11 protein-coding genes are annotated in these 12,231 nt (G+C 61.7%); 4 read left to right on the top strand and 7 right to left on the bottom strand.

Annotated features, from left to right (window positions below):
- Nucleotides 1-32: 32 nt before the first annotated feature.
- Nucleotides 33-899 (top strand): HpcH/HpaI aldolase/citrate lyase family protein, encoded by an 867-nt coding sequence (locus QRN04_RS13635; protein ID WP_284976562.1) that lies wholly within the window; start codon nt 33-35, stop codon nt 897-899.
- Between the two features lie 126 nt (nt 900-1,025).
- Here the strand turns inward: QRN04_RS13635 and QRN04_RS13640 are convergent, their stop codons facing one another.
- Genes QRN04_RS13640 through QRN04_RS13670 form a run of 7 tightly spaced genes read right to left on the bottom strand, consistent with a single transcriptional unit; the run spans nt 1,026 to nt 8,331 of the window.
- Nucleotides 1,026-2,147, bottom strand: coding sequence for a Gfo/Idh/MocA family protein (locus QRN04_RS13640; protein ID WP_284976563.1), 1,122 nt, complete (start codon nt 2,145-2,147; stop codon nt 1,026-1,028).
- A complete protein-coding gene (locus QRN04_RS13645) occupies nt 2,132-2,833 on the bottom strand; it encodes a ThuA domain-containing protein (protein WP_284976564.1) in 702 nt (233 codons plus the stop codon). The genes QRN04_RS13640 and QRN04_RS13645 overlap by 16 nt, the downstream gene beginning before the upstream one ends.
- A gap of 57 nt (nt 2,834-2,890) precedes the next feature.
- On the bottom strand, nt 2,891-3,895 hold the full coding sequence (locus QRN04_RS13650; protein WP_284976565.1) for a sugar phosphate isomerase/epimerase family protein: 1,005 nt from the start codon (nt 3,893-3,895) through the stop codon (nt 2,891-2,893).
- Nucleotides 3,896-3,906: 11 nt separating this feature from the next.
- Nucleotides 3,907-5,148, bottom strand: coding sequence for a Gfo/Idh/MocA family protein (locus QRN04_RS13655; protein ID WP_284976566.1), 1,242 nt, complete (start codon nt 5,146-5,148; stop codon nt 3,907-3,909).
- A 27-nt stretch (nt 5,149-5,175) separates the two neighbouring features.
- Complete coding sequence (locus tag QRN04_RS13660; protein ID WP_502868801.1) at nt 5,176-6,069, bottom strand: carbohydrate ABC transporter permease; 894 nt, start codon at nt 6,067-6,069, stop codon at nt 5,176-5,178.
- A gap of 1 nt (nt 6,070) precedes the next feature.
- Nucleotides 6,071-7,009 (bottom strand): carbohydrate ABC transporter permease, encoded by a 939-nt coding sequence (locus QRN04_RS13665; protein WP_284976567.1) that lies wholly within the window; start codon nt 7,007-7,009, stop codon nt 6,071-6,073.
- Nucleotides 7,006-8,331 (bottom strand): extracellular solute-binding protein, encoded by a 1,326-nt coding sequence (locus tag QRN04_RS13670; protein ID WP_284976568.1) that lies wholly within the window; start codon nt 8,329-8,331, stop codon nt 7,006-7,008. Before QRN04_RS13670 ends, QRN04_RS13665 begins: the two co-directional genes overlap by 4 nt.
- A 223-nt stretch (nt 8,332-8,554) precedes the next feature.
- Here QRN04_RS13670 and QRN04_RS13675 point away from each other — a divergent pair, with 223 nt between their 5' ends.
- The 3 genes from QRN04_RS13675 to QRN04_RS13685 all read left to right on the top strand — a co-directional run bounded on the left by QRN04_RS13675 (nt 8,555) and on the right by QRN04_RS13685 (nt 12,228).
- Nucleotides 8,555-9,601: a LacI family DNA-binding transcriptional regulator gene (locus tag QRN04_RS13675; protein ID WP_284976569.1), complete on the top strand. Its 1,047-nt coding sequence runs from the start codon at nt 8,555-8,557 to the stop codon at nt 9,599-9,601.
- A gap of 78 nt (nt 9,602-9,679) precedes the next feature.
- Nucleotides 9,680-10,864, top strand: a complete 1,185-nt coding sequence (gene dxr, locus QRN04_RS13680; protein WP_284976570.1) for a 1-deoxy-D-xylulose-5-phosphate reductoisomerase — start codon at nt 9,680-9,682, stop codon at nt 10,862-10,864.
- 32 nt (nt 10,865-10,896) lie between these two features.
- Nucleotides 10,897-12,228 (top strand): M50 family metallopeptidase, encoded by a 1,332-nt coding sequence (locus QRN04_RS13685; RefSeq protein ID WP_284976571.1) that lies wholly within the window; start codon nt 10,897-10,899, stop codon nt 12,226-12,228.
- Nucleotides 12,229-12,231 lie beyond the last annotated feature (3 nt).

The raw sequence follows: 12,231 nt of genomic DNA on the forward strand, positions 1-12,231 counted from the left end.
TTTTCCCTGACACTCCAGCAGCTAGGAAACCCATGCTTTCTCCCGACTCGACGTCCCCGGCGGCAGCCTTGCCTTTCACCATGGGCCCGGCCCTCTTGTTTTGCCCAGCGGACCGGCCAGAGCGATTCGGGAAGGCGGCCGACCGTGCCGATGCCGTGATTCTGGACCTTGAGGACGCAGTCGCTCCGGGCGATAAATCCGCTGCCCGGCAAGCGATTTTCGAGCAAGTCCGCGACGGCGGTTTGGAACCAGGCAGGACCATAGTCCGCGTGAATCCAGTGGGGACGCCCGAGTTCGCACAGGATATCGAGTTGCTGGCCAAGACTCCTTACCGGACCGTTATGTTGGCCAAGGCCGAGGGCGCGGAGCAACTCCGTGCTTTGGCGGAGTACCAGGTGATAGCTCTTTGCGAGACGGCGGCCGGGGTTGTGAACGCTCCGGCTATTGCGGCCGAACCCAACGTTGTTGGACTGATGTGGGGGGCGGAGGACCTGCTCGCTTCCCTCGGTGGCCTCTCCAGCAGGAACGACGACGGCGGGTACCGGGCCGTGGCCCTGCACTCACGCTCCGCTGTGCTGCTCGCCGCCAAGGCCGCAGGCAAGGAAGCCATCGACTCCGTGTACGTGAACATCCCGGACCTCGAAGGTCTGGCCGAGGAGTCCCGCGATGCCGTTGCCAGTGGCTTCGGCGCGAAGGCGTGCATCCATCCGAAGCAAGTAGCGGTGGTTCGGGAAGCTTACGCCCCGGCTCCGGAGGCAGTGGCTCACGCAACCGAGTTACTGGCAGCAGCATCCGCAGCCGGTACTGGCGTGTTCCAATTCAAGGGCCAGATGATCGATGGTCCCATCCTCAAGCACGCCCAATCGGTACTTCTCCGGGCGGGTCAGCTGGCACTCTAAGGCCCGCTCGCGCCGCCGAGATGCCATTTAATGCCCATAAAGTGCTGGAACACTGGCATTACTGGCATTACTGGCATTACTGGCATTACTGGCATTAACCGACATCTCGGCGGGGGACGCGAAGGGCTAGGCGCGTACCGTCGTCGAGAGTTCTGTCAGTTCAACGGCTGCGGGCCGCGGCGCGGTGCTCCGGATGGCTACGGCTTGGCCTGTTCGCGCCGATTCCAAGACGGACTCCATGACCTCAAGGGCATGGAACGCCAGCTTGCCACCGGCACGAGGTTCTTCGCCGGGAGGGGTGGCCGCAAGGTCGGCAATGCCGAAACCTCGTCCCGAATCCACGTAGCCCGCGGAGACCGGGAGTGTCTCCCAGTCCTCGGCGCCAAGGGCGAACAGCTGAACTTCGCCGTCGAAATAGTTCGGATCCGGGACCACCAGCGAACCGGTCTCGCCGTGGACCTCGATATTAGGGCTCTTGGTCTTGACGGCGTCGAAGCTCATGAACAGGGTGGACAGTGCCCCCGATTGGTGGACCAGGACGCCCGTGACGTGGGAATCGATGTCAACGGGGACTTTCTGGCCCTCCCGCGGGCCCGCGCCGATGGTGCGCTCGTTGCGGGTGTGGCTTGCTGCACCGATCACCGAAACCACCGGTCCCAGCAGTGTGACGAGTGCCGAGACGTAGTAGGGGCCCATGTCCAAGAGTGGGCCGCCGCCGGGCTGGTAATAGAAATCGGGGTTGGGATGCCAGCGTTCGTGTCCTGGTGTCGCCATGGTGGCGGTGGCCGAAACCGGTGCCCCAATCAGGCCGTCGTCGATCGCCTTGCGGGCTGTCTGGATGCCGGTACCCAGGACAGTGTCAGGAGCGCAACCAACCACCACTCCGGCCGCCGAAGCCGCGTCGAGTACCTTCCTGGCTTCCGCCGTGGTGGCTGCCAATGGCTTCTCACCGTAGACGGATTTACCGGCGGCGATGGCCTTGAGGGCGACGTCGGCATGCGCGGCCGGGATGGTGAGGTTCAGGACGAGGTCCACATCGTCCGCTGCAAGGAGATCATCCACAGAAAGCGCGCGAACGCCGTCGTAGGAATCCGCAACTGCCTTGGCGCGGGCCGGGTCCAAGTCCGCCACAGCCACCAGGTTGATGGAATCCAGGCGGCGGAAGTTGGTGAGGTACTGGGCGATGATGGCCCCGCAACCGATGATGCCCACGTTCACGGGCTGGTCTGCCTTTAGCGCGTTGCCCAAAGCATTCCCCTTTCGATGATGGTGCGTACGTTCTGGTCCTGGAGGATTTCCACTCGATGTCCGGGAGTGGAGACGAAGATCCTGCCTTTCCCCCATTGCCGGGTCCAGATGGCGGGTGAGGTGACTTCGCGGTTCCATGGGTCCCATTCACGGACTTTTTGGGTGGTGGTTGCCAGAACGTCGATGTAGTCGTCAGATAACACCCAGTACTGCTCGGTGATGAGATCGAAGTCGCCTATTCCCTGGGTGATGGGGTGTTCGGCGGCCGCGGGCAGCATATTCAAGGTGTAGGGAACGTAGTTGTCCGACTGCTCACCCGTCAGCTCGTCAGGGTGCTTGCCCGGATGGCAGGCAAATTGGCCGCCGATCAAGTGGAGGTAGTCCGAGTTGTTACGGTAGGAATCGGCGATGCCGCCGTGCCAGCCTGCAAGGCCCGTGCCGTTTTCGACGGCGGTGCGGAGCCCCTCGAACTCGTCCTTTTCGATAGTGGACATCGTCATGCACTGCACAATGAGGTCCACGCCGGCCATGTAGTCGGCGTCGGCGTAGATCTTGGGCGACTCTTCCACACGAACCTCGTAACCGTTCTCACGCAGGTAGGGGAGGAACAGTTCGGTGGCTTCCACCGGCTGGTGTCCGTCCCAGCCGCCGCGAACCACCAGTGCTGTCTTGCTGTTGCTTGTCATTGCTTCCTTCGTTTCGGGGCGTCTCAGGTGTGAGTCAGGGCTATGTGCGCGTCAGTTTCAACGACTAGCGAAAGCGGCGTCAAAAGCCGCGGCGGGAGGTTGGATAGCTGCTAATTTGCGGACCATGTCCAACGCCTGGGGAGCGCCGACCAACCGGTCCATTCCTGCGTCCTCCCATTCGATGGTGGTGGGCCCTGCATATCCGATCGCGTTCAGCGTGCGGAAAATCGGTTCCCAGTTCACATCGCCATGTCCGGCCGTGACGAAGTCCCAGCCACGCCGGGGATCTGCCCACGGTAGGTGGGACCCGAGGCGGCCATTGCGTCCGTTGAGTTGGCGGATGGACTCCTTGACGTGGACGTGGAAGATCTTGTCCGCGAAGTCCTGGAGGAACATCACCGGATCCAGGTCCTGCCAGATGAAATGGGAGGGGTCGAAATTCACGCCGAATGATTCCCTGTGGCCGATGGCTTCCAAGGTCCGCTTGGTTGTCCAGTAGTCGTAGGCGATTTCCGACGGGTGGACTTCCAACGCAAACCGGACACCAACCTCGTCAAAGACATCCAGGATGGGGTTCCAGCGCTCGGCGAAGTCTTGGTAACCCCGCTCGATCATGGCGTCGGAGGCAGGCGGGAACATGGCGACGCACTTCCAAATGGACGAGCCGGAAAAACCCGTGACGGTGTCCACTCCGAGCCGTGCCGCAGCCCGGGCAGTAGTCTTCATCGCCTCGGCCGCACGCTGCCGCACCCCTTCGGGGCTACCGTCACCCCACACGGAGGGCGGGAGAATGTCCTGATGCCGCTCATCAATGGGATCGTCGCAGACTGCCTGCCCGGTGAGATGGTTCGCGATCGCATGGACCTTCAACTGGTACTTCTCCAGGATGTCGAGCTTGCCTTGAAGGTACGCGTCGTCATCAACAACGAGCTGCGGGTCCAGGTGATCGCCCCAACAAGCGATCTCCAAGCCGTCAAAGCCCCACTCGCTTGCGAGCCGTGCAACTTCCTCGAAGGGAAGATCGGCCCATTGACCTGTGAAGAGCGTAATGGGTCTGTTCATGATGTCTCCTTTCAGACGATCTGCCAGCGACTTGAGTTCTCCGCGCTCGCCTCGACGGCTGCAAGCACTTTTTGCACCTGCAAAGCATCAGCGAACGACGGCGAGGGCTGCTCGCCCGCGCCGATGGCCGTGACGAGATCCACCACCTGGTGTGTGAATCCGTGCTCATATCCCAGGCCATGGCCAGTAGGCCACCAGTTACCCGTGTAAGGGTGGGACGGCTCAGTGACCATGATTTTCCGGAAGCCGGCGTCCGGTTCCAACGAGGATTCGTAGAACTGCAAGGAGTTCATGTCCTCGAAATCGAAAGCGATGGATCCCTTGGTGCCGTTGAGTTCCAGGCGCATGGCGTTCTTGCGGCCCAAGGCGAAGCGGGTCGCTTCGAAGATGCCGATGGGACCCGCGGGGCCCGAGCCTGTTTTGCCCAAGCCTGTTTTGCCCGGGCCTCCTGCTATCCCGGCGTCGTCCGGTGCCTCAAAGCGGGCCGTGAACAACGCGGCGTCGTCCACTGTCACTGGGCCCTTGGGGCCGTCCGTGCCCCCACGCCCACCAAGTCCCACGAAGTCGCCGCCCACCGGGCGCTCTTTGACGAACGTTTCCATCAGCGCGGAGACGCCGGAGATGTTCAGCCCGGTGATCCATTGGGCGGCGTCGATGCTGTGTGCACCGATATCGCCCAATGAACCCGAACCTGATTTCGACTTGTCCATGCGCCAGGTCAATGGTGCGTCGGCGTCGCTTAACCAGTCCTGCAGGTATTGGGCCCGTACATGCCGGATCTGACCCAGGCGGCCGTCGTCGACCATCCGCTTGGCAAGGGCCAGCGCCGGAGTCCGGCGATAGCTGAACCCGCACATGGACAACACGCCCCGTGCTGCCGCGGCCTCGGCCACAGCGGTCATTTTCTCAGCTTCGGCGACGGAGTTAGCCAAGGGCTTTTCGCACAGGACGTGCTTTCCCGCTTCAAGGGCGGCGATCGCGATCTCAGCGTGCGTGTTACCGGGCGTGCAGATATCGATGAGATCGATGTCGTCCCGCTCAATCAAGCGTCGCCAATCCGTTTCCACAGAGTCCCAGCCGTACTTGGTGGCCGCCGCCCAGACGGCTTCTTCATTCCGGCCGGCTACGGCGGCAAGTTGCGGTGCCAGCGGAAGGTCGAAGAAACGGGGAGCGGTGCGCCAAGCATGGGAGTGCGCGGCGCCCATGAATGAGTAGCCCACCATGCCAACACGGAGGGGTTTGGATTCAGTCATCACATGCTCCTTTCATATTTCCGGCCACTACTTGCTGAAACCGGCCGTCAGGCCACTGAGTAGCTGACGGCGGCCGAGCACATAAAGCACCAGGATGGGCAAGGTGCTGAGGACAACTGAGGCGAGCACTGCCGGGATGTTGACGCTGAACTCGCCTTGGAATGTCCATAACCCCAGGGGCAGGACGCGAAGACCGGGGCTTTGGGTCAGCACGAGGGGGAGGAGGAACCCGTTCCACACCTGAAGCCCGTTGTAGATAGCCACGGTGACAATTGCGGGCCTGGTCAGCGGCAACGCCAGCCGCCACAGGGTCTGCCACTCGCTGCAGCCGTCCAGGCGCATTGATTCAAAGAGCTCGTTTGGTACGTCGCGAATGAAGTTGGACAGGATCAGAACCGTCAACGGAATGGCGAAAGCGATCGAGGGCAGCATGAGCGCCAGAAGGCTGTCATACAAGTTGAACCGGATGATCATCAGGTAGATCGGGATGATGGTGGCCTGGAGTGGGATTGCCAGGCCCATGAGGAACACGCCGTTTACCAGCTTGAGGAATCGGCCCTTGCCTCGGACGATCGCGAAAGCTGCCATGAAGGAGACCAGCACCGTGGGGATGACGGAACCTGCCGTGACGATGACACTGTTGAGGAAGTACCTGGCGAAGTCCGAATCCAGCACCAGTTGATAATTTTCCAGAGTGGGAGACGACGGCGGCGCCAGCGGGTTCTGGCCGAAGTAGCCTGATTGCGTCTTCAAGCTGGTGATGACGATGTAGTAGATCGGAATGATGATGATGGCGAGCCACATCCAGCCGCCGAGGCCTCCGACAATGTTCAGCCGCCGCATCCGGAATCCCAGACCCTGCCGTGTTGTGGCCGGCGGGGTGGGCATGGTTTCTTTGGCGCTGGTGAGGGTGGTGCTCATCCTACAAACCTTCCAATTGGCTGCTCTGCTTGTCCTTGCCTCCAAGGCGCTGCAGGAACAGGGCCAGGACAAGGCCTATGACGACGAGGACAACGGCAATGACGCTCGCCGGCCCCATCAGGTTGGCCCGGAACCCGCGCAGGTACATGTCCAAGGCGAGGATCCGGGTGGAGTTCCCGGGGCCTCCGCCGGTGAGGACGAAGATCAGGTCGAAATACGTCAGGGATCCGACCACCATCAGGGTTGAGGAAGTGATGATGGTGTACTTCAGCTGCGGCAGCGTGATGCTGAAGAACTGCTTGACTGTTCCTGCCCCGTCAATCTGCGCTGCCTCATACAGGGACTTCGGGATCTGGCGGACGCCACCTTGGTAGATGAGCGTGTGGAAGGGCACGAACTGCCAGGCAATGACGAAGATGACCAGGCCTACGGCGAGTTGGGGCACACCCAGCCAGTCCTGGGCCAGAAGCGGCAGCCCCAAGCCCGTGGCCAGACCGAAATTTGGGTCGAGCAGCGCCTTGTAGGCAATGGCTACGGCAGCAGAAGAGAGGAGCAACGGAAGGAAGTACAGGACTGCCAACGCCGCCCGGTAGCGCTGGCTTCCGGCGGTAAAGACTCCGAGCAGCAGGCTGATGGGGGTCTGGACCAGCCATGAAGCGATCATGATGAGGAAGGTCAGCCCCAAGGAGTTATAGAGGCCCGGATCCGAAAAAACGGAGAGCCAATTGCTCACGCCGGCCGAGCCGATAGCGCCGATACCGTCCCAGCTGGTGAAACTAAGGATGATCACACCAACGAGTGGAACGATGGCGAACACCACGAAGACCACCAGGGCGGGCAACGTCAGCCAGGCAAGGCCACCTTTGTTCCCCCGGGTGCGAACGGCCCCACTTGCGGCCGCGGTGGAGGACTTTTCTGCAGTGGAGACAGCGTTACTCATTTGCCGAGGGTGGCATTCATGTTTTGGGCGAATTGCTGCGGCGTGATTGATTTCAGGAAGAGTTGATCGATGTTGTTCAGCAACGCCTCAGCAGCAGTCGGACTCAGCGCCTGGTCCCAGGACTGTTGGAAGTTGGGAGCGTTCTTGGCCATGTCGTAGACGAAGTTGAGGAAATCCTTGTCCGCCGAAGCGCTGAGCTTGTCCTCGATGCCGTTGACGATGGGAACGGAACCGGTGTTGACGTAGGCCGTGAGGACCGTGTCGGTCAGGATCCCATCCTTGAAGAACTTCTTGGCTGACTCCTTCTCCGCATCGCTGGCCTTGGACGAGATGGACATGTATTGGGCCGGGTTTCCCACGCCATTCTTGGGGTCGCCCTTGCCACCGGCGACTGTCGGGAAGTTGACGAAGCCCAGCTTTCCGTTCTGAACGAAGTTCTGCCCGTCCTTTTTCATGGAGCCATAGGTCCAGGAACCGTGCAGCATCATTGCCGCCTTGCCAGTGAACAGAAGTGCTTGATCGGCGTTGGAGTCTGCGGTGATGGAGGAGAAGCCCTTGATGAATCCATCGGCCGAAACGAGTTCCTGAATTTTGGTGCCGGTCTCGATCACTGCCGGGTCCATCCATGCGTTGGGTTTGCCTTCGAATATTGCCTTGAACACGCCCGCGCCGCCGATGCGGTCCAATAGGTACTCCAGCCACATCATGGATGTCCATCGCGACTGGCCTCCCAACGCGAATGGTGCCACTCCCATGCCATTGAAGGTCTTGACCAGCGACATGATGTCGTCCCACGTTTTGGGAGGCTGAACGCCGGCCTTGGCGAAGAGCTCCTTGTTGTAGAAGAGGACAATCGGGGCAATGTATTGGTTGGGTATGGCGTAGATCTTGCCGTTGACGGTGGCTGCACCAAAGACGGAGGGGAAGAACTTGTTTTTCACGTCCGGGTTCTGGTCGAACCAACTGGTGAGGTCATCCACCTGGTTGGCCTCGGCGTATGCCTTCAGAGTGCCGCCGCCCCAGCCGTAGATGATGGTGGGAGCCTGCCCGGCACCGATGGCGGTCTTGATCTTGGTCTTGTAAGCGTCGTTCTGGAAGAACGTGGTGGAAATCTTATTGTTCGGGTTGGCGGAGTTGAAAGCGTCAACAGCCTTCTGCTCGATTGTCTGGTTAGGCTCGCCGGTCAAATACCACATGCTCGCCCCACCGCCACTGGAGGAGCCGGGGCCGGAAGTCCCACAAGCGGTGGTGGTCATGGCGGCCAGGGGAGTGAGGGCAGCAAGGGCGAGAAAGGAGCGCCGGGATGTTTGAGATTGCTTCATTGCTTCTCCAATTGAAAGTCGCTTCAGGGAACTGGCATCTATTGGCAAATTCTCGAAATATTTCGAAACAAGCGAATTAGATCACGACCTAAACTAATGGGGTTGATGCGCACCGTCAAGGGTTTTTGCAGAAGGCTGCCGGGCACGGCGGGTCTTGTTGACCCGGTCCTGGGGATTCGTCAGAATGAAGCCACGATAAATTCTCGAAAGATTGCGAACGCTCATGGTCACTGCAGCTAGTGGGACGAAGGCCACGTTGGCGACCATCGCCCGCGAAGCCGGCGTCTCGGCCCCCACCGTTTCCAAGGTCGTCAACGGACGTGACGATGTTGCCCCCAAAACCAGGGCGCGTGTGCTGGCCGCGCTCGAACAGGTGGGGTATCAATCGCCGGTACAGCGCCGATCCGTCGCGGACCTTACCCCGGTCGTGGAGGTCGTCGTTGACGTCCTTGACTCCGGATACACGATCGAGGTGCTCGCCGGCATCCTCGCCTTTGCGGCGAGCGCCGACGTCGAGATTCTCGTGAGCGTGACGGACCCCTCCGGCCGCCCAAGCCCGGAACGTCGAGCCCAGCGCATCGCCGATGTAGGCAGGGCCGGCATGATCGTTGTGACGTCCGCCTTCAGTGAAGCGCAACTGCACGCGTTCCGGCGTCGTCACATTCCGGTGGTCGTCATTGACCCGCTCAATCCCCCCTCGGCAGATGTGGTGAGTGTGGGGACGACCAACTGGGCCGGCGGCAAGGCGGCAACTGAGCATTTGCTGGACTTGGGTCACCGGCGCATCGCATATATCGGCGGCATAGAGGCGGCCGAGTGCAATCAGGCCCGACTGCACGGATACATGGCCGCACTGATGGCGCGGGGCCTTCCCGTGGAGCCCCGGTACATTGTTTCCGGCGGGAAATTCCGGCGTGAGAGCGGGGTGGCGGGATTTCAGCAGTTGCTGGAGCTCGAACAGCGCCCCACCGCAATTTTTGCAGGAAGCGACAGCATCGCCCTGGGTGTCCTCAGCGAAGCCGTACGGCAAGGCGTGAGCATTCCCAACGACATCAGCCTCATCGGATTCGACGGCACCAGGCAAGGGGAGGAGTCAGTCCCTCCGCTGAGTTCCGTCGCCCAACCGTTGGAGGAAATGGGCCGGGCGGCGCTGCGGTCGGTGCTGCGCCAAGCTCGGGGGGAAGTGTTGGACTCTCATCGCGTGGAACTTGCCACGCAGGTGGTCGTTCGCGGTTCCACGGCGCCTCCGGCTGGGGAACGGCCCGCCTAGGCAGCGCCCCGAGGGCCTCCGCCGTCGTGCTTCCACGGCGCGTTCGCAGCCCTGAGCCGAGGCTGGGATACTTGGACTATGCAGCCGCGCAAGATCGTCATCCTCGGGTCCACCGGTTCCATCGGCACGCAGGCGATCGACGTCGTCGACGCCGCCCCGCACCTTTTCGAGGTGGTTGCGCTGAGCGCTGGCGGCGGAAACCTCGAACTCATCGCGCAGCAGGCCGTCCACACACGGGCTCAGGCCGTCGGCATCGCCGACGGGGACGCTGGGAGCCTGGAGCAACTGATCAACGCCGCCGCTGGGCAGGCAGGTTTGCGCAACTTCCGCCCGGAGATCTTCGTCGGCCCCAACGCCTCCACAGAGATCGCGGCCATTGAGTGCGACGTCGTCCTCAACGGCATCACCGGTTCCATTGGACTTGCGCCGACGCTGGCTGCCCTCGGCACGGGTGCCACCTTGGCCTTGGCCAACAAGGAATCACTGATAGTGGGCGGTTCCCTGGTCAAAGCTGCGGCATGTGACGGGCAAATAGTCCCCGTTGATTCCGAGCATTCGGCGATCGCCCAGTGCCTGCGATCAGGCACCCCCGGGGAAGTGGACAAACTGATCCTCACTGCCTCCGGCGGGCCGTTCCGGGGGCGTTCGCGGGAACAACTTCGCGATGTCACCCCGCAGGAGGCGCTCGCCCACCCCACCTGGGACATGGGCCTCATGGTCACCACCAACTCGGCAAGCCTGGTCAACAAGGGCTTGGAAGTGATCGAGGCGCATTTGCTCTTCGACGTTCCCCTGGACAGGATCGACGTCGTAGTCCATCCGCAATCAGTGGTCCACTCGATGGTCCAGTTCGTGGACGGCTCCATTATCGCGCAAGCCTCGCCTCCGGACATGCGGTTGCCGATCGCCTTGGGGCTTGGCTGGCCAGACCGGGTTCCCCGCGCTGCGACGCCCTGCGATTGGAGCCAAGCCACCAGTTGGACGTTCGAGCCGTTGGATAGCGTCGCGTTTCCCGCCGTGGAACTCGCCAAGGAGGCCGCGAAGCAAGGCAGCACCTATCCGGCAGTGTTCAATGCTGCCAACGAGGAAGCCGTGACTGCTTTCCACGGAGGGCACATCCGCTTCACTGACGTCGTTGACACTGTGGAGTCCGTACTCAGCGAACACTCAGGTTCCTCGGAGCTAACAGTGGAGTCCGTGCTGGATGCTGAGAAGTGGGCACGCACCCGGACCCATGATCGTTTAGCCACCAGCGCCCGTTAGAAGCATCTTTTTATGGAAGCAGTCCCATCGGTATGAATCCCGTCCTTCTTTTCATCCTCGGAGTCGTGTTCGTCGCCCTAGGCGTCGCGATTTCCATTGCCCTTCACGAGGTGGGCCACCTGGTGCCCGCGAAACTCTTCAAGGTGCGCGTCACTAAGTACATGATCGGGTTCGGCCCCACCATTTGGTCCACGAAGCGAGGCGAGACAGAGTACGGCTTCAAGGCCCTGCCTTTGGGCGGTTACGTCGCCATGATCGGCATGTATCCACCCAATAAGGACGACGGCGGTGTCAGGCCTTCGAGTACCGGAATGTTCCAAACGCTCGCTACCGAAGCGCGTTCCATGGCACACGAGGAAGTTGGTCCCGCGGACGAGGCCCGCGTTTTCTACAAACTTCCCGTGTGGAAGAAGATCATCATCATGTTGGGCGGGCCCGCCATGAACATGCTCATCGGTTTGGTCTTGCTGGCCGTGCTTTTGATGGGGTTTGGTGTTGCCACAGCCACCACCACGATCGCAGACGTCTCCAAGTGCCAGGTGGCTGCCGGGAAAACGGTGGATCCCAATTCCACCGACTGCAAACTTACGCCGGCTGCGGCCGCTGGCCTCCAACCCAATGACACCATCAAATCCTTCGACGGTAGGCCGGTCACCAGTTGGGACGAGCTCACCGGCTGGATCCGGGCATCGGCCGGGAAAGCCGTCGCCATCACGGTGGAGCGCAACGGCTCCGAAGTAACCACGTCCGTGACGCCCGTTTTGTCCTCCAGGCCGGTGGTTGGCGCCGATGGCCGGCAAGAACAGGATGCCAGTGGCGCTCTGAAGTACCAAGAGGTCGGTTTCCTCGGGATCGGCGCCCAAAGCGCCTTGGTGCCGCAACCGGCGTCGTCCGTCTTGCCCATGGCGGGGCAGAACATCGCCCAAATATCCGGCGTCATCTTCAATCTGCCGGCCCGGGTAGTGGGAGTCGCGAAAGCGGCGTTCAGCGCTGAGCCGCGGGATCCAAACGGCCCCATCAGCGTGGTGGGGGTCGGGCGGGTTGCCGGCGAGGTAGCGGCCATGGAACAGGTGCCTTTGCAGGCCCGCATCGGAACCCTTGTGGGGCTGCTGGCCGGCCTCAATTTTGCCTTGGCAATCTTCAACCTGGTGCCGTTGCTGCCTCTCGACGGCGGACATGTGGCCGGAGCGCTGTACGAGGGGGCCCGGCGTCGTGTGGCCAAATGGCGAGGCAAACCCGACCCTGGCGCGTTCGACATCGCGAAGTTGTTGCCGGCAACCTACGTCGTGGCGGCGTTGCTGATGGCCATGAGCGCGTTGCTGATCTATGCCGATATCGTCAAGCCCGTGAACATCTTCGGCTAAAGC

The sequence above is a fragment of the Arthrobacter sp. efr-133-TYG-104 genome, assembly GCF_030208915.1.
Classification (GTDB): domain Bacteria; phylum Actinomycetota; class Actinomycetes; order Actinomycetales; family Micrococcaceae; genus Arthrobacter.